25 protein-coding genes are annotated in these 24,983 nt (G+C 38.5%); 10 read left to right on the forward strand and 15 right to left on the reverse strand.

Going from position 1 to position 24,983, the window contains the following annotated elements:
* Positions 1–23 precede the first annotated feature (23 nt).
* Positions 24–1,721, reverse strand: coding sequence for an ABC-ATPase domain-containing protein (locus tag FHR85_RS12200; protein ID WP_167263674.1), 1,698 nt, complete (start codon positions 1,719–1,721; stop codon positions 24–26).
* Between the two features lie 20 nt (positions 1,722–1,741).
* A complete protein-coding gene (locus FHR85_RS12205) occupies positions 1,742–2,398 on the reverse strand; it encodes a VTT domain-containing protein (RefSeq protein WP_167263676.1) in 657 nt (218 codons plus the stop codon).
* Between the two features lie 134 nt (positions 2,399–2,532).
* Between FHR85_RS12205 and FHR85_RS12210 the strand changes: the two genes are divergently transcribed.
* Positions 2,533–3,438, forward strand: coding sequence for a DUF4349 domain-containing protein (locus tag FHR85_RS12210; protein WP_167263678.1), 906 nt, complete (start codon positions 2,533–2,535; stop codon positions 3,436–3,438).
* On the opposite strand, the gene FHR85_RS12215 is transcribed toward FHR85_RS12210, so the two are convergent.
* The 6 genes from FHR85_RS12215 to FHR85_RS12240 form a co-directional block, all read right to left on the reverse strand.
* A complete protein-coding gene (locus FHR85_RS12215; RefSeq protein WP_341770975.1) occupies positions 3,439–3,927 on the reverse strand; it encodes a hypothetical protein in 489 nt (162 codons plus the stop codon).
* 4 nt (positions 3,928–3,931) lie between these two features.
* Positions 3,932–4,936, reverse strand: a complete 1,005-nt coding sequence (locus tag FHR85_RS12220) for a DUF3231 family protein (RefSeq protein WP_167263680.1) — start codon at positions 4,934–4,936, stop codon at positions 3,932–3,934.
* Positions 4,937–5,016: 80 nt separating this feature from the next.
* Complete coding sequence (locus tag FHR85_RS12225; protein WP_167263682.1) at positions 5,017–6,246, reverse strand: MFS transporter; 1,230 nt, start codon at positions 6,244–6,246, stop codon at positions 5,017–5,019.
* Between the two features lie 234 nt (positions 6,247–6,480).
* Complete coding sequence (locus tag FHR85_RS12230) at positions 6,481–6,900, reverse strand: magnetosome magnetite crystal formation protein family (protein WP_167263684.1); 420 nt, start codon at positions 6,898–6,900, stop codon at positions 6,481–6,483.
* Positions 6,901–6,916: 16 nt separating this feature from the next.
* Positions 6,917–7,684, reverse strand: a complete 768-nt coding sequence (locus FHR85_RS12235; protein WP_167263686.1) for an alpha/beta fold hydrolase — start codon at positions 7,682–7,684, stop codon at positions 6,917–6,919.
* A gap of 61 nt (positions 7,685–7,745) precedes the next feature.
* A complete protein-coding gene (locus tag FHR85_RS12240; protein WP_167263688.1) occupies positions 7,746–8,186 on the reverse strand; it encodes a MarR family winged helix-turn-helix transcriptional regulator in 441 nt (146 codons plus the stop codon).
* Between the two features lie 109 nt (positions 8,187–8,295).
* On the opposite strand from FHR85_RS12240, the gene FHR85_RS12245 reads away from it, so the two are divergent.
* Together FHR85_RS12245 and FHR85_RS12250 are read left to right on the forward strand one after the other, a co-directional pair.
* The gene (locus FHR85_RS12245; protein ID WP_167263690.1) at positions 8,296–9,228 is read left to right on the forward strand and encodes an ATP-binding cassette domain-containing protein; all 933 of its coding nucleotides are present in this window, start codon (positions 8,296–8,298) and stop codon (positions 9,226–9,228) included.
* A 12-nt stretch (positions 9,229–9,240) separates the two neighbouring features.
* Positions 9,241–10,065: an ABC transporter permease gene (locus FHR85_RS12250; RefSeq protein WP_167263692.1), complete on the forward strand. Its 825-nt coding sequence runs from the start codon at positions 9,241–9,243 to the stop codon at positions 10,063–10,065.
* A 210-nt stretch (positions 10,066–10,275) separates the two neighbouring features.
* Here FHR85_RS12250 and FHR85_RS12255 read toward each other — a convergent pair whose 3' ends face one another.
* The gene (locus FHR85_RS12255; protein WP_167263694.1) at positions 10,276–11,112 is read right to left on the reverse strand and encodes an alpha/beta fold hydrolase; all 837 of its coding nucleotides are present in this window, start codon (positions 11,110–11,112) and stop codon (positions 10,276–10,278) included.
* A gap of 93 nt (positions 11,113–11,205) precedes the next feature.
* Here FHR85_RS12255 and FHR85_RS12260 point away from each other — a divergent pair, with 93 nt between their 5' ends.
* Positions 11,206–11,766 carry a Maf family protein gene (locus tag FHR85_RS12260; RefSeq protein ID WP_167263696.1) on the forward strand — a complete coding sequence of 187 codons (561 nt, stop codon included), beginning with the start codon at positions 11,206–11,208 and terminating at the stop codon, positions 11,764–11,766.
* Positions 11,767–11,904: 138 nt separating this feature from the next.
* Positions 11,905–13,914, forward strand: a complete 2,010-nt coding sequence (locus FHR85_RS12265) for a heavy metal translocating P-type ATPase (protein ID WP_167263698.1) — start codon at positions 11,905–11,907, stop codon at positions 13,912–13,914.
* Positions 13,915–13,996: 82 nt separating this feature from the next.
* Here the strand turns inward: FHR85_RS12265 and FHR85_RS12270 are convergent, their stop codons facing one another.
* Complete coding sequence (locus FHR85_RS12270; protein ID WP_167263700.1) at positions 13,997–15,184, reverse strand: DUF4317 family protein; 1,188 nt, start codon at positions 15,182–15,184, stop codon at positions 13,997–13,999.
* A 160-nt stretch (positions 15,185–15,344) separates the two neighbouring features.
* Here FHR85_RS12270 and FHR85_RS12275 point away from each other — a divergent pair, with 160 nt between their 5' ends.
* The 3 genes from FHR85_RS12275 (at position 15,345) to FHR85_RS12285 (ending at position 17,271) form a co-directional block, all read left to right on the forward strand.
* The gene (locus FHR85_RS12275; RefSeq protein ID WP_167263702.1) at positions 15,345–16,505 is read left to right on the forward strand and encodes an alpha/beta hydrolase; all 1,161 of its coding nucleotides are present in this window, start codon (positions 15,345–15,347) and stop codon (positions 16,503–16,505) included.
* A gap of 243 nt (positions 16,506–16,748) precedes the next feature.
* Entirely contained in the window at positions 16,749–16,964 is a 216-nt protein-coding gene (locus FHR85_RS12280) for a helix-turn-helix transcriptional regulator (protein WP_167263704.1), read from the forward strand.
* Positions 16,965–16,980: 16 nt separating this feature from the next.
* Positions 16,981–17,271: a hypothetical protein gene (locus tag FHR85_RS12285; protein WP_167263706.1), complete on the forward strand. Its 291-nt coding sequence runs from the start codon at positions 16,981–16,983 to the stop codon at positions 17,269–17,271.
* Positions 17,272–17,433: 162 nt separating this feature from the next.
* On the opposite strand, the gene FHR85_RS12290 is transcribed toward FHR85_RS12285, so the two are convergent.
* The 4 genes from FHR85_RS12290 to FHR85_RS12305 all read right to left on the reverse strand — a co-directional run bounded on the left by FHR85_RS12290 (position 17,434) and on the right by FHR85_RS12305 (position 21,294).
* On the reverse strand, positions 17,434–18,432 hold the full coding sequence (locus FHR85_RS12290; protein WP_167263708.1) for an LLM class flavin-dependent oxidoreductase: 999 nt from the start codon (positions 18,430–18,432) through the stop codon (positions 17,434–17,436).
* A gap of 118 nt (positions 18,433–18,550) precedes the next feature.
* Positions 18,551–19,312: an SDR family NAD(P)-dependent oxidoreductase gene (locus FHR85_RS12295; RefSeq protein WP_167263710.1), complete on the reverse strand. Its 762-nt coding sequence runs from the start codon at positions 19,310–19,312 to the stop codon at positions 18,551–18,553.
* Between the two features lie 229 nt (positions 19,313–19,541).
* Positions 19,542–20,186, reverse strand: coding sequence for a GntR family transcriptional regulator (locus FHR85_RS12300; RefSeq protein ID WP_167263712.1), 645 nt, complete (start codon positions 20,184–20,186; stop codon positions 19,542–19,544).
* A gap of 190 nt (positions 20,187–20,376) precedes the next feature.
* Complete coding sequence (locus FHR85_RS12305) at positions 20,377–21,294, reverse strand: alpha/beta hydrolase (RefSeq protein ID WP_243864239.1); 918 nt, start codon at positions 21,292–21,294, stop codon at positions 20,377–20,379.
* Positions 21,295–21,467: 173 nt separating this feature from the next.
* Between FHR85_RS12305 and FHR85_RS12310 the strand changes: the two genes are divergently transcribed.
* Complete coding sequence (locus FHR85_RS12310; protein ID WP_167263714.1) at positions 21,468–22,856, forward strand: tetratricopeptide repeat protein; 1,389 nt, start codon at positions 21,468–21,470, stop codon at positions 22,854–22,856.
* A 79-nt stretch (positions 22,857–22,935) separates the two neighbouring features.
* Positions 22,936–23,868 carry a DMT family transporter gene (locus FHR85_RS12315; RefSeq protein WP_167263716.1) on the forward strand — a complete coding sequence of 311 codons (933 nt, stop codon included), beginning with the start codon at positions 22,936–22,938 and terminating at the stop codon, positions 23,866–23,868.
* An 82-nt stretch (positions 23,869–23,950) separates the two neighbouring features.
* Here FHR85_RS12315 and FHR85_RS12320 read toward each other — a convergent pair whose 3' ends face one another.
* On the reverse strand, positions 23,951–24,964 hold the full coding sequence (locus FHR85_RS12320; RefSeq protein ID WP_167263717.1) for a DUF3231 family protein: 1,014 nt from the start codon (positions 24,962–24,964) through the stop codon (positions 23,951–23,953).
* Positions 24,965–24,983: the final 19 nt, after the last annotated feature.

A 24,983-nucleotide genomic window follows, 5' to 3' on the forward strand; every position in this document is an offset into this window, starting at 1 on the left:
ACAACCCCTCCTTTCTATTTAACTTAACGCGTTTGTAAGTGGCGAATACGATTAAGTGCTGCTGCAATTTCAAAGCGACGTGGACGAGCTAAATCTCCAGGATGTTCATGTCGGCGTTTACCTTGAGTGAAGCTTAGCCCTTCTTCATCCATTGCTTGTTCTAAAGCATCTAACCATGTTGCTACCGTTTTCGGTGTGTCATTTTCGTATTTAACCGCTATATATTTTAACATATTTGCGATCATTCTTGTTTGGGAATCATCTACTAATTGTTCTACAAGAGCTAAATCAACAGCTTGTTTCCCTAACATAATAGTCGTTTTGCCTTTAGCTTGGACTTTGCCTTTTGGACCAATTGGCTTGGCTAGCGACTGAGTTTGAACGGAACGATGAGACCATTCGCCGAACACATCTGCTTGTCCATAAGCTTTAGGATCCTCCCTGGCAATTTGCCGCGCACGTTCAGTCACATTAATCGGTTGGTAATGATCCATCATAATCACATCATCAGCGACGTCAAAATAATCGCCAGAACCTCCCATGACGAGCACAGTTGACACATTACGCTCATCTCTTAATTGTTTCACTTTATGAACAAACGGGGTGATTGGCTCTTGATCAGGTGCGACAAGTTGTTGCATCCGTTCATCACGGATCATAAAGTTCGTTGCACTCGTGTCTTCATCAATTAATAATGTTGAAGCACCTGCTTCTAATGCTTCCATCACATTAGTCGCTTGCGAAGTACTGCCACTTGCATTTTCGGTTGAGAATGCTTGTGTGTCTGTTCCGTTCGGTAAATTATTAATAAATGGAGCAATCGAAACATTAGAAACACTGCGACCATCTTCAGCACGGATTTTTACAGCATCACGGTTTGTTAACACATACTCTCGACCGTCACCTGCAATATGATCATAGACGCCTAGTTCAAGCGCTTCGAGCAGTGTACTTTTGCCATGATAGCCTCCACCCACTATTAAGGTGATACCTTGTTTAATCGCCATGCCTCGAATCGGCTCATGACGGTGTGGGATCGAGAATGATACTTCGTTTTCTTTCGGGCTTTCAAATGGGACTGCTTGTTTTAAAGGTTTAGAACTAATCCCGCTTGCTCTTGGCAAAACAGAACCATTTGCGACGAAAGCAATCCAACCTTCTTCATTCATCTTGTCTCGAATCGCCTCATGTTGGTCAGCTAACTCTAGTGTTTGGTCAAGGCGATTAGGATCAAGCGATAACACGGAATCAGAAATAATTTTAGGTAATGCTTGGAAGAAGAGCTTTTCTGCTTCTTTACCATTAATTTTTCGGCCATTTGCTGGTAAGCCAACTGATAAACAGACCGTAATGCCCTTTTCGGTTACAGATACAGCCGTTCGTTCTAATATTTCTTGGTCTGGGGCATCAATTGCAATCATGCCACTTTTACCGCTTCCTTTGATATTTATTTTATTATTTAAGACAGATTGGTTAACGATGCGTGCTAGATAATCTTCCACATATACACGACGGCGTTTGGAATCAAGCCATTTTTGAGAAACAGACTGTCTTTGATCACTTATAAACAAACGTATCTTAGACGGTGTTGCAAAGGGGTCACCTTGGGCATAATCTAAATACAAGGTGTAGTCATCAAATTGATAGCTTCCTTGAACATCTTTATACCCTTTGTAGCTTTTTTGATCAATTTTTTGTAGTAATGATTTTAGTTGATTCATCTTCATATCCTCCTAGTCCTTTAATTCGTTTTCATTCGTTCGATCATTTGTAAGAGTTGTTGGTTCCAGATCACTGGAATGAGGAGCATGACCACTAATAAAAATCCGGCAATGATCAATTTTGTTGAGCTCCCTTCTGCAATGCTTGCACCGACGAAACTATGAACGATCGTACCAGGAATTATGCCAATAACAGTCGCTCTCACAAAGTCTTTAAGTGACACTCGAGCCAACCCTGCTGTATAACTAATGAAATCAAAGTTGATTACTGGTACTAAGCGTAACATTAAAATATATAAAAATCCTTTGCTTTCGAACTTCTGACGATATTGTTCGATTTTATCTTTTTCCTTAAATTGGACAGCCTTATGGCCAAATTTCCTCGTCACAAAAAAGGCCACCACAGCACTTAATGTAGCGCCAGTTAAAGCTAGCAACCCACCGAATAACACGCCAAACGCTAAACCACCAACCATTGAAAAAATCGACGCTGGAAATAAAACTAATGGACGAATGCTATAAATAACAAGATAAGCAACGGGTGCTAACCATCCAGCTTGATAAATCATCTGTCGAATTTCAGTTGGGGTGATGTCAATAACAACATAATTAAGCCACAACAAAGCTAAAATAGCGGTTAATATAATGGTTACTTTCCAAATCGATACACGTTCCACAAGCATTCACCCTTACAAATCGTTATGAATCATTTATTCCCGATAATTCTTCTCTTCAATCATACATATACTTTTGTAACATCTTCAGAATTAAAACGTCTAATGTACCACTTATAGAAACAGGGGGTCTGTTTATGCGGCATTATATAACTATACTCATTCTCATATGCGCTATTATATTAAGTGCATGTTCTAATGATGAATCGAAATCAACTCAACAAGACAACAGAAATGATGCAGTTGAAGTTGAACAAGAAGCTGGTTCAAAAGAGCAAGTACAAATGAGCGAAGAAAGTAACACGCAATCATCTGAATCAGAACCATCAACCAATGAGGCGCGGGACACTAGTTCTGAGCGTATGGTCATCTACACAGGACGGCTATCGATTGAAGTCCCAAACTATGACGAAGCCCATAACCAACTCACAAACAAAATAGAGAATCTAAACGGTTATGTCGTCGCATCATCAACTCGTAACAGAGATGAAGATCATCGTTCCGGCCATATACGGGCAAGAATACCTCAAGAGTCCTTCCAGGATTTCATGAATCAGTTAGACAGTGAAAACATTCATATTGTGGAAAAGTCAACGCAAGGCGAAGATGTTACGGAACAATATGTTGATTTAGAATCTCGGTTGAAGTCAAAAGAAGCAGTCGAACAACGTTTATTGGACTTTTTAGAGGAATCCGATGACACCGAAAGTTTATTAGAAATCTCAAACGACTTAGCAAGTGTCCAAGAAGAAATTGAACAATTAAAAGGCCAAATGGAATACTTAGAAAACCATAGTGCTTTTGCTACCGTTACGATTGAAATTGAAGAAAAACGAGTTAACATCCCTAATATTGAAAGCGAAGAATCATTAAACACCTTTGAACGGACTCAACAAGTTTTTATGAGTACAATCAATACGCTTATTCAATTAGGATCTTATCTTGTCGTATTTATTGCAGGTACATCACCCATTTTAATTCCATTATTAATCGTTGGAGGCTTTATTTGGTTCAAACGACGTAAAAAGAAACAGTCGGGTTAATTATAACTCGACTGTTTCTTCGTCTAGTGGTAGCTTTTGTCTTAATTGTTTCATAAGCCAAACTCCTACTATGAACCCTATGATATGAAAGATAATGCCGCACCAGATTGGTCCGAACGAAATACTCGCAATTTGGAAAATAGGTGATATAATCACACCTACTGTACCTACAAATGCTGCCAGAGCGAAAGGAACATAAGCATAGGGTTTATCGCCTCCACCAGCTGATTTATAAGCATCCCACATCGCGAACATGTATAAACAAGGATAAAACATAATCCACTGATAATTCGTCATTTCAATTGCTGTATCAATCTCACCTTGAAAACTGGGAATAATAATATAGTTAAAATTGGCTTGGACGTTTATGAAAATTTCTAACAGGACAAACAAAATACCTTTAATATAGGAATGGTTGAGTAATTGAGCAAATCCAGGTAGAGCAATACTCCATACAATAGCTTCAATGCGTTTATTCTTATCCATCATTCCCTTACTCGTTCATCAATTGCCTACGGTTTGCCGCTTGAGGAGGTTGCTCTAACCAGCCATGATCAATCATCAATTCTGTTCCATCCTCAGTAAATTGTGCAATCTCAGCCATTAACCGTGTGTAATGAACGCCTAAATCATGCCGTGGACTATTGGACATACTCAACCCATAAAAACCAAGTCCTAAACTATTTAATGCCAACGTCTGATATAACATCAATTTATCCGAAAAGACAAAAGAAGTCTGGTCTGTCACTTCCGTATCCCAAGTCATTGGGACGGGCACATCATTTTCACGTAAAATGGATGAGAAGATTTCAATATGTTTGTTTGCAATATCTTTCCCACGTTGAAAGTAACGTTGTAATGTTTTCGATTCTGTCGTTTGAGCAAATCCCATCATCGTTGCTGCCCCTATGGCATTACGTTGTATGTTCGCAAATAAAAATGTAATTTCACTTCCAGTCACAGGTCTTCGTTCACCAAACCAACCTGTTAAGAAACTTTTCTTTTTGACAAAGTCAGGCTTAGATGGAATTGGAAGTGATGGCGCAATAATGACATATCCTTTATCGATCCCTAAACTTGTCGCCTCTTCATTTAACTGCTGTGAATCTTGCAGACGGTCTGCATAAAATTGACGTATATCAGGACGTGTGGAAAAAGCTGCTGCTGTGCCATAAGCATTCATGCTAATCTGACTTAACTGCCTTAAAAACTCTAACATATAATGATCCGTGAATAAGCGATCAGAATTAATATCAACATCTTCATTTTCATTGAACCCAACTGGAATTGGATAACCAATTGCATTAAACTGGTCAACAATGAAACCATAATGTTCTCGTGTTTTTTCAATTCTTGTATGAATGATTTCTGCAATTTCCTGATCTTCAACATGCTGTTCGAAATACCTTAATTGACAAAGAATTAAGGTATCACTTAAACAGTCTGACCATAATTGTGATATTTCAGGGGCTGTTAATTGGGCATGTGTATTTGCCATTGGTAAACCTCCATCCTTAATATTTCCTCAAGGATAGCTTTTCCGATTCTGTCAATCCCATACACAAGAACCCTTATCGTTTATTGTTTTTGTAATGTCTCATCCATCGTTAATTGTGCTAGCACACCAGCAATAAATGGCATGAGTGCGACTAATCCAATTGCCCATGACACATCAAACATATCAGCAAACAATCCTGCTAATAGTGCACCGAACGCATACCCTGTGTCACGCCAAAATCTGTAAACACCCATGGATGATGCTCGCCAACTTGGGGCTGCGACATCACTAATCGCAGCTTGTAACGTCGGATAAACCATCGCTGTTCCTAATCCAAGTAAAGCAGCTGCGATAAACCACAAGGCAAATCCATCAACTAAGAGAATCATCCATAAAGACAAGGCTTGTAAGTACATACCCGAAGCAATTAAACGTTTACGTCCCCATTTATCACTTAGTGTACCTGTTAATAACTGAAACATCCCCCACGCTGCTGGATAAACCGCTACGATCATACCGATCTCGCTGACACTAAGACCTACCGTTGCAAAATATAAAGGAAATAATCCCCATGCCATACCATCTTTAAGGTTTGTCGTTAAACCAGAGAAGCTAAAATTGGATAAATTTTTATCTCGCCAAGTTGAAAGAGCAAAAATTTCACCTGCTGATTTACGCTTTTCTTGACCATTTTTAGAAGTTGCCTTCATTTGCTCCTTGATAAACGGCTCGGTATCTTTGACAAATATAGATAAAATGAGTCCAACTAACACAATCACGATTCCCAAGAAGAACGGTTCCGGACGTAGTGACACATTTTGTGCAATATAACCTGAAAATGCTGCAAAAACAGCCACACCTGAATAACCAGCAAATTCATTAAGCCCAACAGCCGTTCCACGTTGGGTTGATTTAGCGACATCAATCTTCATATTTACTAACATCGACCAAGCGAGACCTTGATTAATTCCTAATAAAATATTGGCAACGACTATCACCCACCACGCGTGAGCGACAATAATTAAGATTGGTACAAACAAGCCAACAATCCAGCCTGCGATTAATGCACGCTTCCGTCCAAACCGATCGGCAATAGCTCCGGCAAAGTAGTTAATAATCGCCTTTGAAAATCCAAAACTTACAATAAAAGATAATGCTGCACTCGTTGAAGCCAACCCAAATTGTTCTTCTCCAATAATTGGCAAGACTGTTCGTTCGACACCGACCATAGCACCTACAAAGAAATTCATCACGACAAAAATGCTAAAAAGTAAAATATTCTCTTTGATCCCAATCTTGATATTCCCCACACTATTCCTCCTTCACGTTCCAACAGTAAAATAACCGATTGGCATGTTACCAAATCGGCTAATTTAGATCATTCATTATAATCGTAAAAACCACAAATATGATTCCTCCCAGGAATGCTAGTTTTTGTGATGGTCATAACGACAATCCTAGCGTCTTAAGTTTTCTAAACCTCTCCCCTACCTAAGTTAGTGTATCAAATGTTTGATTATTTGTTTTGTGAAATGCTTATGGAGTTACTTAATAAAACGAATGGTCACAGGAAAACGAAAATATTTCTTAGCAATAGCAGCGATCATCGCAATAATAAAGACGACCCACCATGCTATGATAATGATGAAAATAATTCCTACAAGCCCCATAGCAAACAATGGGATTGATAGATGGGCTAAATCGGGCAACCAATTTAAGTTCATAGAACCGATCCACCCAAGTAATAAAAATAACCCAAAACTAAGGAGCAGGTATAGCTGGTAAGAAATTTGTGCATTAATATTCTCGCGCATATGGTGATCAAAAAAAGGTGATTGATACGGGGCTACATACCAATACACAACTGTTACGACAATATTGAATAAGGTTAATGGAAAAACAATAGGTAAAACATAACCGATTAGCACCATCCATCGATCCTTAGCTGTAACTACTTCCCTCACAGCTTATTCCCCATTTCTAATGCGACTTAATAAACTGATCAATGATCTGATTAACGTCATTGATTTGATTACCTGGTAATTGGTGCCTACCATGCTGAACCATGCGAATCGAGCAGTTCGGCATTTTCGAAGCAATCGATGCACCATGACGACTGAGCAGTTTATCATGTTCACCATAAATTAACACAGTTGGTTGATCTAACTGAAACAATCGTTGTTGGCATTGGTAGGTCAAATAAGCACGGTAAAAATAATAGGCATCTCGTGAATTTGTTTTAAAAGCAGATGATATCAACGGGACAGCAATCAGTGGATTTTTCGTATTGCTAAATGTGCCAAAGAAAGCAATTAAATGAGACCACCCTCGTTTAGTGAGAGCCATACCACCTTTAACAAGTGTTGATAAGATCAAAGTGTTAACACGATCAACAGCACCAATTTGGATTAATCCTTTAACTAAATCAGGTCTTTTGAGCGCTAATTCAAACGCAATGCTACATCCTGCTGAATAAGCCACCAACCATACCCGTTTCTGCACCTTGGTTTCAATAAATTTAATAAAATCATAACATATATCAGTAAAATCCCATGGTTCACCACTTGAATGACTTCTACCGTGCCCGCGTAAATCCATTTGGACGACTTGATATTGATTTGATAAGCTTTCTATTTGCCCTTTAAAGACAGGACTCGGAAACACTGGACAATGAATAAAAACGATCGCTTCACCCTTCCCTTGAATCCGATAATACAATTTTTGATTTCGATACGTGATATATGGCATTGCACCACTCCTCTAATGACTATATTCATTATTGTCACTCTAGAAGAATGGTTCATGCACACTAATCGAGTGTTGATAAAATCTTACTGATCGATTGAAATGCTTCTTTTAATTGTCGTTGGTCATCTTTAGATAGTGTAGATAAACGCTCTTCCACAGCCGCTTCTAGGCGACGTTTTTGTTCCGATAAAAACGTTTCACCTTTTTCTGTTAAGTATACATAAGTGACACGACGATCTAGCTCAGATTTTTCCTTTCGAATCAAATCATGACTGATTAACTTTTGGATTAGAGGCGTTAAGTTTGATTTATTAATGGATAAACTTCGGGCAATGTCAGACATTTGAATATGCCCAACCTGTTCAATCGTATGCAAGATATGAAAGTGGGACGGGTGTAAATCACCTGTCTCTATAAGATGATAAGGGCCGAATATTTTTTTCGGTATATAGGGCAATGCCGTTAATACTTGATCGACTAGGTCGTTTGTTGACCCACTCATGTAGCTAACCTCCTTAAACTTTTCATAACAATTTGACATTCTCACCATTTAAGCTGATAATAATTGATAGTTATTATAACATAACTAATTGCAACAAAGGGGGATGACGATGAATTCCGTTATTCAAGTAAGTGATCTTGTTAAAACATATAAAAATGTTAACGCCGTAAAAGGCATTAATTTCGACGTTAAAGAGGGCGAAATTTTTGGCTTTCTAGGTCCTAATGGTGCTGGTAAAAGTACAACGATTAATATGATTTGCACTATGCTACCACCAACATCAGGCTCCGTCGTCATTAACGGCTACGATGTTCATAAACAAAAAGACGAAGTTCGCGGTAGTATCGGGATTATCTTTCAAGAAAATACGCTCGATGAAAAATTAACCGCCAACGAAAATTTAAGACTTCATTGTCGATTTTACAATGTTCCTAAAGAAAAACGCCACTCACGAATTCAAGAAGTCTTACAAATTGTTGATTTAGTCGACGTGCAAAACAAACGTGTCGAAGAGTTCTCCGGTGGTATGAAACGACGCTTAGAAATCGCACGCGGTTTACTCCATTATCCGAAAGTCTTATTTTTAGACGAACCGACAGTTGGACTCGACCCGAATACGCGAGCTCATTTATGGAAATACATTTTAAAATTAAAGGAACAGGAAGGCATCACGATGTTCTTAACAACGCACTATTTAGATGAAGCTGAAGTGAGCGATCGCATTGCCATTATGGACCAAGGTGAGATTATCGCAATGGATTCACCAACGGTATTAAAGGATGAACTAGGCGGCGACTTAATTGAGCTGTCGACTGAAGATAATGATCAAGCAATCGAAGAGATCCAAGAAAAAGTAACTGGTGCTGATGTGACCGTTAGTGGTGACACGATTCACCTTAAAGTCGAAAGTAGTGATGCGTTTATTTCAGACTTTATTAAAACGCTCGATATTCCAATTACCAAACTAAATATTCGTAAACCAACATTAAATGACGTCTTTTTAGCTTATACAGGACGCAATATTCAAACAAGCGAAGGATAGGAGTGACACAATATGGAAGGTATTATGGCCATATGGCAACGTGATTTAATCAAATTTTTCCGTGATAGAGCTCGATTATTCGGGTCGTTTACCATGCCGATTCTGTTTTTACTTATCTTTGGTGGCGGCCTCAGTGGCACAATGGAAACGATGATGACGCAAAACATCGATGTCGGCGAAGATTTTAATTATGTCCAATTTGTTTTTCCAGGAATCGTATCTATGACATTACTGATGACGTCTGTCTTTTCCGCGATGTCTGTCATTGAAGATAAGGACTTCGGATATATGAAAGAAATCTTAGTTTCACCGATTTCGCGCGTGAGTATTGCGGTCGGCAAAATGGCTGGGGCTGCAACCGTTTCAACCATTCAGGGCATTATGTTATTCGCACTCATTCCGCTTCTAGGCCTGAGCTATGATTTTATGTCATTAATCCAGGTCATTCCGTTTATGTTCTTACTCGGTGCTGCTTTATCAGGAATCGGCCTTTTATTTGCCAGTGTGATTAATTCAACACAAGGTTTTCAATTAATTGTCAATATTATTGTCTTGCCAATGGTCTTCTTATCCGGGGCTTTGTTTCCGATTAGTGGTATGCCAGGCTGGCTCGATGTTGTCGTCAAACTTAACCCCGTTACATATGGCGTCGACGTCATGAAGAAGATTATGATTGATATCGACCAACTATCTATGACCGTACGAGAAACAATGGGATTAAACCTCACCTTATTCGGGCGACAGGTTACCGTATTTGAAGAAATCTTATTTATTTTAGCTTTTACTGTTATTGTGATTGCGATCGCCACATTTAGCTTTAAGCGGGCGAATGCTTAGTGGGCGCACCATTAATTAGTTGAATCGCTCATTTATTTTGGATCGCGCACAATTATTTTGGATGGTGCTCATTTATTTGGGGTGGAGCTCAATTACTTGAAATCGCGCACAATTCTAGAGTAAACTCGCCCAATTCCATTGCGAAGTCGCTCGTTTATAAGCTTCTTCTCTCAATAAGTGACAGCCATCATAAATCAAGCCGGAGTCACGTCACTTAGAAGACGTCGCTCCGGCTTGTTGATTTTCAATAAATTGATTGATCGTTCTTATAACGTCATTCGGCCGTTCATCAGCTACTAAATGACCCGATTCATCAAACACTTCTAATTGCGAATTTGGTAAATCCTCTGTTAACCGCTCGCCAATCTTTAGTGGCACAATCTCATCTTCACGTCCCCAAATCAACAATGTTGGCACTGAAATTTGCTGTAATTCCTCTGTCGACAAATCGCCTTCTCGTTGCCTTAGCAAACGCGTTAATGATTTATGGAAATTAATATCGAGAAGCGGCTTCGTATAAGTATCCATCATTTCATCGGTAATTAATTCATGCCGATACAATACTTTTTCCATAACGTTTCGTACATCTTTTCGTTTAAAATATCGATAAACAAATCGATAAAAGAATGGCATATAGGAACTATAACGCAACCATGTTTTGGCCCGTTTTAAATAGCCTGAGCTACAAAGCAACATTAATGTGTTAACTCGTTCTGGTGATGCCTTGGCAACACTTAATGCCACTTGTCCGCCCATTGAATGACCCACTAAATGAGCACGGTCAATATCAAAATAATCCATTACCGCAACAATTAACTGACGATACTGCTTAAATGAATACTCAAATGTTACCGACTTTTCGCTTTGACCAAAACCTGGCAAATCAAGCGCCAAAATGGAATAATGTTTTGATAACTCGGGCGTAATTGAACTAAATGAATACGTTGAAGCCAAAAATCCATGAATCAAAATCATCACAGGCTTATTCTTCCATTCATATTCACAATACACATCAACGTCTAACACTCTAATCGTTTCTTGTTTCATCCGATCGCTTCCTCTGCATCATGTTTCTATATCTATGATATGTTATAGTTTCACCATACTGCAAACTCTACACCCAAAAAAGGAGCATCAATCATGGGCGATTTAATTTTAGGGTCATCATCCCCAAGGCGACAAGCGATATTACAACAAGTTGAGCAGCCATTTACAATTCGAAAACCAGATATCGACGAGTCTGTGATTACAACACCTAATCCAGTTGAAAAAGTTGAGCAACTGGCCACCATCAAAGGACGCCACATTCCTATTGAAAACGAACAGGAAATCATTTTATCAGCTGATACAGTCGTTGGCTTTGATCACCAAATCTTTGAAAAGCCGAACACTCGAGATGATGCCTATCAAATGATGAAACAATTAAGTGGACAATCACACGCTGTTTTCACTGGGGGTATGCTCCGCTCTGCTAATCAAGAGGATCTATTCGTTGAACGAACAGAAGTCGAATTCTGGCCCTTATCTGAAGAAGAAATCTTATGGTATATCGACACAGATGAACCCTATGATAAAGCTGGAGCTTACGGCATTCAAAGCATAGGCGCTCGTTTTGTGAAGCAGATTCATGGGGACTACTATAACGTGATGGGATTACCAATTTCTCAGGTTATTCGCCGTTTACAAGCTTTTAATATTTAAAACAACATGAACCACCATTAAACACATAAAATATCATCCCTCTCCTCCCTCATGATGGCTTTCATCATAGGGTCTTATGTTTAAGCAAATGACTAATAGTGAATGTGAATATTAGCGCATTGTAAAAGGAGGGTTTCTATGGAACACGATCATAGCGAACAACACGGAGAACACAACCACGATAACCATGAAAATCATCACAACCATCACGAACAGATGGTACAAGATTTTAAACAACGCCTTTGGATTTCTATTATTATCACGATTCCTATCTTAATACTTTCACCTATGATTCAGTCATTTATAGGTGTGAATTGGGAAATCCCTTTTAGTTCTTATATTATTTTTGTTTTAGCAACTGCCATCTTCTTCTACGGGGGCTGGCCATTTTTAACCGGCTCCGTCGATGAACTTAAACAGAAGAATCCAGGCATGATGACGCTCATTGCCTTAGCGATCACGGTCGCCTATGTCTATAGCTCTCTAACAGTCTTCGGCCTTGAAGGCGGTCAGTTTTTCTGGGAATTGGCAACGCTCATTGACATTATGTTATTAGGCCACTGGATCGAAATGCGTTCAGTAATGGGCGCTTCTAATGCCTTAGAAGAACTCGTTAAGCTAATGCCCAATAAAGCCACTAAAGTTCATGACAACGGTGAAATTGAGGAAGTTGAAATCGATTCTCTTCAAACTAACGATCATGTTCTAGTCAAACCTGGTGAAAAAATCCCAGTTGACGGAACAATCGTTAAGGGACAATCCAGTATTGATGAATCCATGCTTACGGGTGAGTCTGTTCCTATTGAAAAGCATGAAAACGATGAAGTAATCGGTGGTTCCATTGCTCAAGAAGGTTCCTTAACGATTTCTGTTGAGAAAACTGGACAGGACTCTTATTTATCACAAGTCATTAACCTCGTCCAAGAAGCTCAACAGTCCCGCTCAAAAGCACAGGATTTCACCGATCGTGCGGCTAAATGGTTATTCTATATCGCTGTTCTGTCAGGTGTAATCACTTTAATCATCTGGTTAAGTTTTGGTTACCCTTTCGATCATTCATTAGAACGAATGGTGACAGTTATGGTCATTACATGTCCGCACGCCCTCGGTCTAGCTTCACCATTAGTCGTCGCTGTATCGACATCGTTATCAGCTAAACAAGGACTGTTGATTCGCAATCGCATAAACTTCGAAAACGCACGTGGTGTTGATACCATTGTCTTTGATAAAACAGGCACTCTAACAAAAGGTGAATTCGGGGTAACGGATATTTTACCACATGAAAATTACAACGAAGACCAATTAATTCAATTAGCAGCAAGTCTTGAACAACAATCAGAGCATCCACTTGCACGAGGTATTGTTGATTATGCTCAATCAAAAGATCTATCACTCGATGACGCGCAAGATTTCCAGGCCAAAACCGGTAAAGGAATCGAAGGTACGGTTAATGAACAGCAAGTTAAAATCGTAAGTCCGAAATATTTAGATGAACATGATATAGCTTATGATGATGACAGATTACAACAACTATCAGAGCAAGGTAAAACAGTCGTTTCTGTTTTAGCAGACGATACCTTAATTGGCATGATCGCCCTTGCTGATATCATCAAAGATGAAGCAAAAGAAGCGGTTCAACAGCTACATGAGAACGGAATCGAAGTTGTCATGTTAACAGGAGATCACGAACGAGTTGCTCACTGGGTTGCGAACCAAATTGGGATCGACAAGGTTTATGCTGAAGTATTACCAGATGATAAAGCCGACTATATCCAAACGATTCAACAGCAATCCAAACGCGTCGCTATGACTGGTGATGGCATTAACGATGCACCAGCTTTAGCCACAGCTGATGTGGGGATCGCGATCGGCGCTGGTACAGATGTTGCGATGGAATCAGCCGATATTGTCTTAGTCCAAAGTAATCCAAATGATGTCGTTTCACTATTCAATTTATCACGTAAAACGTATCGCAAAATGGTCCAAAACTTATGGTGGGCTGCAGGCTATAATATTGTAGCGATCCCTCTAGCAGCAGGTATCTTAGCTCCGATTGGCATCCTACTAAGCCCGGCAGTTGGCGCCGTCTTAATGAGCATGAGTACCGTTATTGTTGCCATCAACGCTAAACTATTAACCGCAGATTAAAAATTAAAACCACGTAACCATTCAGAGCATGGTTACGTGGTTTTACTATTTCTTAAGCCAATTGAAATGACTCACTGGAATCTTATTGCTCATCCTCAGCTTTTTGCATCAATGCCTCTGGAATCATTTCGAAGCCTTCAACAACTGTATTTTCTTCAACTTCAATCATTAAATTGAGCTTGCCACCGACAATCGTCTGGCGCACATATTTAAGGTCCTCAGGCTTCAAAGCAATATCCGCCACTTTTGTTTTAATCTTAATCGATTTTGAATTCGATTTCGGTACAACACTGCTTGCTTTCAGTTCATACGACTCGTCATCGATGATCGACTTAAATGCTTCCTGTACTTTTTCAGGATTCGCTTCTTTCACCCCACTGTTTTCAAAGACTTGACCGATATCTTTGTAATCCAAAGTTGGCGCTTCCTCTTCCTCATGTTCTTCTACGACACGATTCACTTCTTCATATACGTTCGATAGAGTCCGCGTATTAATTTGTTCACCAGCGACACGCTTGAGAACCTCTTCAAAAACAGCTTTATCTTCTTCAGCTGTGACTGCTTCTTCTGCATTTAACACATCATCGATAAAATGTTCATTTAATGCATTCGCTTTACCAGTAGAGTAGAGCACATGATTAACATCACTCGCATTATCTGTTATAGCCGGAAATAAGAAGCCTGAAATCGGCGCTTGTAAATTAATAACAGGATCGACCACAATATTATACTTAAACTCTTTCTCAACGTAATCGAATAGCAATTCTTTTTTCGGGTCTTGCGTTTTGTTAACACTACATAAAATGAACGGATGAGCGTACATCTTATCGTGGCTGCTCTCTTCCGCTTCTTCACTCACTTGTTTAGACGGATCACGGAATTCTGCTTTGATAAATGTCACCACAATATCTACGTCATAAGGGTCCCCGCTTAACATCTTCTCAACAAGCTTCAACATATCAGCCTTCCAAGCATCTGTTTCCTGTGCTAATAAACCTTGGTGAAGAATGAGTTGACTACTATTTTCGACGTCTCGTTTGAACTTTAACTCAAATAATTTCTCGTCGAGTTGACCTGTTAATACTTTTTTGAAGTTTTGATAGAACAACTCTTGTTGTTCAGCTTCAAGCATCTCAAACGGCATGCTTTGGTGATGATAGATTTCATTCGTTTCTTTCATAATATACACATTAAAAATTTCATGAATCGTTAAGCGATCATTATCAGCTTTGAATTGTTTGCGTACGTTTGCGACATCTTTTTTGTTCAATGCGTTCACTCCTATGCTATGATGACTGCATGATATATTTTATCATAACGCTTTTTATATTTTGAAAGAACATTTACCTATAATTTGAATTTCACGATCATCAAAAGGAATGATTTCTATCAACCTTTAGATCATAATTTGATTGAAATGAGGTGATATTTTGACACGGTTTCGTACCCCTACAGTTATAAATATTATTTTCTATAGTTTATTAACCAGCCTATTTCTAGGATTTTTATTTCTTTTTATCATTTTAGATCATCGCTGGTTCAGCTATATAATTCTAATTTTATCTATTGCTGTTATTACTTGGGGGTATAAACGTTTTTCAATCGGTAAAAATGTCCTGATTTGGATTGCTTCCATTATAGTCTTAATGCTGACACTAGTTTATGGCAGACCTGACTTATCCGTATCCTTTCAAGGACACTTTATTAATGAAACTATGAAATTCAACTATTTTACAGAACAAAGACTGTCGAACGAAAGACGAACGTTTAATTCTGTGCCGTATAACTTTCAGAGTTGGGATCCACCTAAGACTTACGAAAATGAACAAATCCAACTGTCACAATCAAAAGGATACCTATTATCGCATAACGAGAGCTCATCAGATCACGTCATCTATCAATTGCATGGTGGCGCATATATCAATCCTTTTTCAAATGGATACAATGAGACAGCCGTTCGTTACTCCAATGTTTACAACGATGCTGATGTCTTCTCACTCGATTATCGTACAGCACCTGAGCACGAGCACCCTGCTGCTTTAACTGATGCCAAAGAAGGCTATAGGTGGTTAATTAATCAAGGTTATGATGCTAATGATATTGTCGTAGTCGGCGATTCAGCTGGTGGTGGGCTTGCCTTAGCGATGGGTTTAAAACTGCGTGATCAAGATCAACCATTACCAAGTATGTTCATATTGGCTTCACCATGGACCGATTTAGCAGCAAATGGTGATTCATATAAAACCAAAATTCAAGATGATGCGCTATTCGGGTCGCCTAACCCAAATACCGCACCTGAGTTCCCAGTTCCGGTCATTTATGCTGGGGATCACGATTTAACTGATCCATATTTATCCCCTGCTTACGGAGAGTATGATCATTTTGCTCCTATCTTGATTCAAACAGGTCGTGAAGAGTTATTACTAAGCGATAGCCAGACCATCTATGAAAAGGCAAAAGCTGCCGGAACAACTGTACAATTCATTGAATACGAAGGTTTATTTCATAACTTTTATATTAGTCACCCTGAAATTCCAGAAAGCCAAGAAGCTTGGAAACAAATCGATTCATTTATTGAGAAATATCAATAACCATTGACCTTTTTATAGATATTTACCGTATATTTCAAACACTTATTCAAATTAATACCAATCATTATTGATTTTGTATTGACAAATAACTATGTAAAAATTATATTACATATGTAAAGTTTTTTTACTTACTTTAAAAATTTTTAGTGTTCATCAATAATTTCAACATGTGGAGGGTGTTGCATTTAGTTTGAAATTAAACAAAATAAATTAACATCAAATAATGAATGAAAGGAGTATTATTTGAAAAACAAATCGGAAATTCTTGTTAATAATATAGTTGTATTAAGAGCCGAAAATAAATGGACACAAAAATATGTTGCTGAACAACTAGGAGTTACAAGGCAAACAGTTCACTCACTGGAAGCAAATAAATATAATCCCTCTTTAATATTAGCTTTCAAAATATCAAAGTTGTTTGGTAAAGAAATAAATGAAATATTCACCTATTATGAATAAGGAGGAATAAGGTTAAATGACTATTTTGAATTTAGTATTATATTTAATAATATCAATAAGTTTTATCTATTACATATTCTTTGTTGCTAGCCAGGGAAAAGATGAAAGAGGGCAAGAAATACTGACTAGCGCTTCACAAGTAGCACTCTTTATTACGATGGTCGGATTCATTTTTCAAGCGTTTTTCTTCACTTTTGTTGATCCAACGATCGATCAAGTAGAAATTTTAATTGCTACCTGGATGGCTTCTGTCTTTTTAGGTAATGTCATAACAATTATTGTAAAACTTAATAAACAAAAAGCTTAATTGAAAATCCATCAATGTCATATCACCCCTTTCTGTTATTAGTAGGGGTGTTTTTATAGTCTTAGTTATGAATTTAAATGTCTTCGAAATAAAACATTAACCTTTTTATAGATCATTGAATTAATTTTATCTTAACATTTGCTAAACCTGTGAGAGTCAAGTTTAAATCCATACATCTGCTAGCAACTCGAGCGCTTTCTTACGATTATTTTCACCATAAAATTGAGGGATCACAAGCAATTCATCAGCATTAACTTTTTGAGCTAGCGTGTTTAATCCTTCTTTAACTTGTTCAGGTGTTCCAATCACAACGCGATCACGGTTCTCTTGAATGCGTTCTACCTCTTTTTGAGTGAACCCGCGTTCTACAACCGTTTCGACTGATGGCATATAAGGTGGTTGGTCCTCAGATTCAACTGCCAACACCCATAAATCAAAGGTTTGAGCTAATGTCTCAGCCTCTTCCTCAGTATTGGCAATGACAACGAATACGCTCGCCATGACGTATGGGCGTTTTTGTACTGAGGACGCTTTAAAACGCTGTCGGTAATCATCGGTTATTTCACGACCGTTTGCTTTTGTTGACGGCACAAAATGAGCAAAGGCATAGTTTGCCCCAAGATCAGCAGCGACACGAGAACTACGGCCACCACGACCGAGCAACCATATTTCGGGCATGGTATCGACTTGTGGTGTTGCTATTAATTCCGAAAATCGGTGATCTTCTTGGCTGTCATCGGTTAAATATTTATAAAGATCTTTCACTTGCTGATCAAAAGATACCCGGTGGCCTCGCTCCTCATTTAAAGCGCGATTAACCATCGGAAAGCCTGGCGAACGGCCAATCCCTAAATCAATTCGATTCGGATGAAATGCTTCTAGCATGCGGAAAATTTCCGCCACTTTATAGGGACTATAATGAGGCAACATGACGCCACCTGAGCCAAGTCGAATTCGATTAGTTTTCGCTGCTAACTGCATCATTAACATCTCTGGTGTGCTACCTGCGACTGAGAAAACATGGTGATGTTCCGCGACCCAATAGCGTTTAAAGCCTAGTGTATCAGTTAACTGGGCGAGCTCTTCTGTATGTAATAAGGCTTCACGAGCATTCGAGCCTTCAAAAATCGGTGAATAATCTAATATACTAATAGGAATCATGCTGTCACTCCTCTAATGATTAGCCTACCTCTAGCATAAACCAGTAAGAATTATTTTGACCATAAAAAAGCTTCTCATAGGATGAGATCCCATGAGAAGCTTATTAAAAATGCTCTAATTAATCAGCTTGCATACCACCATCAACATTATAAAGTGAACCTGTCACAAAGGCTGCCTCATCTGATGCTAAGAATTTAACAACAGCCGAAACATCTTTCGGTGTACCAAAACGACCGACTGGAATGCCTTGTTTAATCGCCTCTGCCGCAGCATTTGGATCATCTGGACTCAAGTTTTCTTGGATGCCTGTCAGCATATTTGTATCGATTGCTGCTGGGGCCACCGCATTGATCCGTATACCATGACTTGCCTCTTCTAAGGCAGCTGTCTTCGTCATACCCGCTACAGCGTGTTTCGACGCTATATAACCGACCATATTCGCAGAACCAATATAAGCCGCATTCGATGCTGCATTAATAATTGCACCATAGCCTTGTTTCTCCATTTGTTGAATGACATGTTTCATGCCTAGAAAGACACCTGTTGTGTTGATGCCCATAATCTGTTCGAACGTATCCTTTTCGAGCTCTTTAATGGGCGTTGCAGGTCCAGCAACAGCAGCATTATTAAAGAACACGTCAACTGATCCATAAGTTTCAACAGTTTCATCGACATACTGCTTCACTTCAGCTTCATTGGTAACATCCGCTTCAATCGTTAAAATTTTATCCGGCTGATTTAGCTTGTCCTTCGCATTTTTCAAGGCATCAGCACTAATATCGACTAGTGCAACATTGGCTCCATCATCTAAAAAAGCCTTAGCCGTTTCCATACCAATGCCACCAGCTCCGCCTGTAATTAAAACTGTTTTCCCTTGCATAAAACACCTCTCCTTTTTGCTTTTAATAGTTAGATTAGTATTCTTGTAATCGGTTACAATTCTACTTTAACAAAAACGTTTATATATTGTCGACAATTTTGAATTTTTAAATATTGATAGATTATTAAACAAAGCGCTCAAATTGTTAAACAATCTGAGCGCTTTGTTAGATAAAGTTATGAGATTGTTTAACAATGTTATGAGATTGTCTAATAAACTCATAACATTGTTAAACTTCCCCCTCTTTCAATGCATATCTAGCAAATTGTTTGGCTTCCTCAAAATTTGCTTCTGCCAAAGCTTCCACAAACTTGGCAAATTGCTTATGAAATTGAATCATGGTTTCTTGATTCCACTGGACTTGGGCGAATACATTAAGGATTTGATTGGCCTCTTCATAAAATCGCATTAAAGCCTTGTTATCTGCTAAATACATCACGTACCTCAGCATCAATTCAGCGCTATGCTGATAATGAATCAAATCTTGGCGTCCATAATACGTAAGCACATCCTCGTATAACTGTTGCCATTTTTCTTTATGCGTGTCATTCCATACTCTCGAAACACCAACAATACCGTATTGGATGATATGAACCATAACTTCTATATAGTCTGAAATATCATCTCGGGTAAATGATTTAACAACTGTTCCCTTTCGCGGAATACGATCGACGATGCCATTCACTTGTAATAAATATAAAGCTTCACGTACAGGAGCCCGACTCGTTTCCAACTCTGATGCTATGTTTTCTTCAACAATTTTATCACCAGGAACGAGTTCCCCTTTCATGATCTTCCGCAAAATTTCCTTGCTTATTGATTGTGGTAATGATTCTCTAAAGTAGTCACTATGCTCTGATTGATGGTTAAACATGTTTTCTCCCCATTTATCATTGTTTGTAGTCAGTATATCAAAATGCGTCAGTTTTAAAATAGAATCTTTCCGATCATGAACTAAAAAACACATGCTGCATCAATACCAGATTTGATGATCAACACGTGTTTTTAGTCGTTTATAAAAATTTATGAATTAACGCTTAGTAATTTTAATCAACCACAATAAATTACTCAGCTAACCACTCGCTCATTAACTCTTGCGCTTCTTGATCGCGAAGAACACCAAAATGAGATAATCCTTCAATAACCCTAACGTCAACTAAATCATTTAATGCAAAAACATCCTCATAGGCGTCCGCATGAAAGGATTGATCATCTGAACCTGCAACAACGAGCGTATCTTTATCCAACCCGTCAATATCAGACTGATAATCTGAACGTGGATGCATTGATGTCTGCAGACGATAGTCATATCTCAACGTTTCTGTACCGTCTCGATAGGCTTCAGGCATATTGAATGAAATTACGGATTGCCCATTTAAATAGGATAACCCCACTTGATTCAACATCGAAAGTCCAATCATACGCGGTAAACTAACATTTGCCCAGCCACTTTCACTATTATAAACATCTGAATCATGATGAATATAAGGAGCTATTAGCAAATATCCCGCAAGGTCATGTGCAGGGTCACCACCCGCATAACGGATAACTGTGCCTCCCCCGCTCGAATGTCCACCCAGAATGATCTCAGTGTCAGGATATTCTACTTCCACTTCATCAATCAAATCATCTAAGTCGTCTTCAAGTTGCCCAATATAATTTATTTGCCCTCGATTTTCAGGATTTGGTCCATGCCCCCTGAAATTTGGCGTATAAACCGTAGCGACACCCGCTTCAGCCAAATGATTGGCAAGTGGAGCCAAATAGCGACTGTGATAGCCAGAACCATGCAAAAGAATCAGCACTTGATCAGCCTCGGATGAATAATGCCGATAAGATAATTTGGTACCGTCACACGCTTCATATGTTTCTAACTCGGGCACTTGATCATCTGAGACTTCAACTTGATTAAAGTTTAAGTCTGATGCTTGATCTTTTGGTTCTTGAACTGGCCCAAAAAGCGTTAAGCCGTGCGCAATCATTAAATAAATCCCCGCAGATGACAGAGCAACAATCACGACAACTTTCATGATTTTTTTAATTAAAATCAACCCTTTAGTAATTATTTTTAATTATTCTGATAATATCATGTGGCATACATATACTCAATAAAATAAAATTATGATATGCTAAAAATAACAAGGAGGGTTTCATAATGACCGAACAGCCCATAACGATTTACAATCACAAACAACACCCTGTCACATTGAATGCGTTACGACTGACGAATTATGCCCGTGCGCAAATCATCGAAGCTATAGACAGTACACAACAGTTTTATTATTTGTTTTTCTATAAAGGAAAATTTATTACTGCCAAAACAACCTCGACTCTTAAACGGTTTTCCTTTATCGCAAAAGCCTTCAGCTACGGTCACGTCCATCACGCACCTCACCCATTCATTAAAGCTTTTCTAAGTGCGAATCCTACTATGAAAATGATTAATAACCAACAGCTACTTCGAAAGCTCAGCGACAAATACTCAAAGCATGATCAAGCGTACATCCTCACCATGTTTGAATCATTTATTAAAAAACAACAACTTTTCGACCATCTAAAATCTATGTTTTATGAAGACCGACGCGAAGGCCACCTACTTTCCGCTTACCAAACGATTCAAATTATGAAAGATTTCACCCCTAACCACAGCTTTGTTAAATCATTAATAAACGACCGTATTTTTAAAAAATATTTTACAATGTACCAAGACCAAAATGAGAAACTGTTCCTACACGATGTCATTGAGTCGGAAAAAATTATGTTCAATGATCCCGAGCAATATTTCAATTACTACATGGACCACCTTAAAGCTGAAGATCGATTAATCGAGTTAACGATGATTCAATATCATCAATTGAAAACTTCTCCTACAGAAGCTATTTTAAAATCTTTTGAAAAGAACTTTCCTAAGGCGTTATCTGATGAAGACTTATTAAAACTATACGATGAATTGGCTAGCTACAATTCTTTCAATCCTCTTCAAAATCGTTTACTTAAAAAATGTATCGAATTTGGCCATCTCAACCAATTATCCAGCATCGTTTTGAAGCATGATCATGACTTAAATGCTCAAGATGCAAAACAACTGACAGAGATCATCACCCGACAAACTGATCACAACTTAGCTGCCCATCCCCAAGGATTACAACGACTATTGATTAAATTAATCGAATTTAGCCCTCAAGAAGCAGACAGATTATTATACCCTTTCGTAAGCAACTTGCTCGGTCAATATAATATAAATGAACTGCATAATTGGCTAGAACCATTCCGTGATTTAAATCCGGATTCAAACGTCTTAGCCAAATTTGACCGTATTTATACGCTATATAACGACTTGGACCATGTTCAATCACTAGGCGAGTTGTATTTTGAGTTCAAACAATGGGATCAAGCACTTGATTGCTTTAGCATGGCATCTGAATTAAGGCCAGATGACTCTAAACCATTAAAATGGTTGTCGAAAACTTATCTTGAAAAAGGTTTAAAAGCTGAGTCAGAAGTCTATCAGAAGATGTATGTCGATTTACAGAAGCAGGCCTGACGAACCAACTGATCATTTCAATCAGCAACCTGTCTATTGTATGTTACGATAATAAGTAACTTACTTTTGGAGGCAGACCATGGACAGGGATGAACAGACAAAACGATCAGATATTTCACTTAATAAAGGAAGTGTATGGGGGCTCATTATTGCGATTACTCTCATTTGGGGTTATGCGTGGGTCTTAATGAAAGCGTCGCTTGATCATATGGGGCCCTTTACATTTTCATCGTTTCGTTTCGGAACGGGGGCTTTAACATTACTATTAATTGTTTGGATCGCTCGTTTAGGACTACCTCCCAAACGTTATATTAAACACTTAATCATCATTGGGTTCTTACAAACAACGGTTGTATTTACGTTGGTCATGTTTGCGTTAATGTTTGTGGATGCCGGAAAATCATCCGTTCTGCTTTATTCCATGCCCTTGTGGAGTAGTTTACTCGCTGTGAAATTTTTAGGAGAACACTTATCACGTTGGAAAATAGCAGGCCTTATTTCAGGTATGCTTGGTTTACTAACAATTCTGGGATGGGATATTTGGCTCGGACAAAATATTGAAGTCATTATCGGGGAGATATTAATTATCATTAGTGCTATTTCCTGGGGAATCGCAAATATTTATTACCGATTAAATGTTTCTGACCTTCCCAAACTTCAATCGTCAGCCTTTCAGATGCTATTCGGTGTACTCGGTATTTTCATCGCGACACTTGTCATGGAATCTGGTCAACCGATTATTTTTAACACCGAAAGTATATATTACATACTATTCACAGGCGTACTTGCTTCGGCATTATGTTTTACTGTGTGGTATGTCATCATGAGTACAGTCGATATGGTGACAGCCACAATCTCGACATTGTTAGTTCCAATGTTCGGCTTAATCTTAAGTAGTTTATTACTGAATGAGGAATTGACTATTGGTGTGATTACAGGATCAACTCTCATTTTAGTAGGTATTGTTTTATCTCAAATTACTTATGACAAAAAGCGTACTGAACACAGGTGAATTTAATCCCCAAAATGAATGGGCCAGAAACCAATATTAGTTTCCGGCCCATTTAAATTTATGAAGTCCTGACTTAAGTGTCTTATTTCTTCTTCGCTAATTCCTCGCGATCTAGTGCTCTAGGTCGCTCTTCTAACCAACCATGTTTAATCATGATATTAGCCCCATCCTCAGCGTATAACAATGTTTCATGAATTAAACGATCATAGTGAACAGCTACATCTCTTCTCGGGCTCATCGACATACTTGCCCCGTAGTACCCGACACTGATCGCAATTAATGACGTCGTATAAAACATCATTAATTTATCTGAAAATGTATACGTCGTCGAGTCGGTCACTTCAGTCTCTGATGTCGGTGTAATATCGATATCATTGTCACCCAATACTGAACCAAATATCTCGCAATGTTTCTTTGCGATCTCTTTGCCGCGTAGGCAGTACTCTCTTACTTCCTTGCTATTCGCAACTTGGCTAAAACCAATTAAGATAGCTGTACCTAAGGCATTTCTTTTGTAATTCCCTTCTAAGTTTGTGATCTCAGGGCCTGTAAGCGGTCGTTTATTACCAAAGTATCCTGTAAGAAAGCTTTGTTTTTGGACGAAATCTATACCTTCAGGAACTGGTAGATAAGAACCTCTATTAAATATACCTTTCTCCATTAGCGTATCCGTTGCCTGTCGCAATAATTGATCTGATTCTTGGAGGCAGTTGCTAAAAAAGGTATACACATCTTGGCGGGGGGAATAAGGCAAGCTCATACTGTAAGTATTGAGACCGAGTATTCCTAACTGCTCAAGATAATTTAAGACAAATGAATCCGTAAATAATCGAGTTGCTGTAAGATCCACATCTTCTTCGATCTTAAAGCCATGAGGAATCGGATAATTTTCTTGGTTAAAGATCTCCGTTATTCTGTCGATATGACTTTCAGATAATGTGATAGCTTGTTGAATAACTGTTTTAATATCCTCATCCTCACATTTTTCTTCAAAAAACTTTAATTGGCAAATCGCCCCACTATCGTTCATATAAGTTGTCCATAAGTTCGTGATTTCTGAAGCGGTTAACCGGGCATCCTGATTATCTACTGCCATTTCTATAAACACTCCAATC

This window comes from Alkalibacillus almallahensis, assembly GCF_011761495.1.
In the GTDB taxonomy this organism is placed as follows: Bacteria; Bacillota; Bacilli; order Bacillales; family Alkalibacillaceae; genus Alkalibacillus; species Alkalibacillus almallahensis.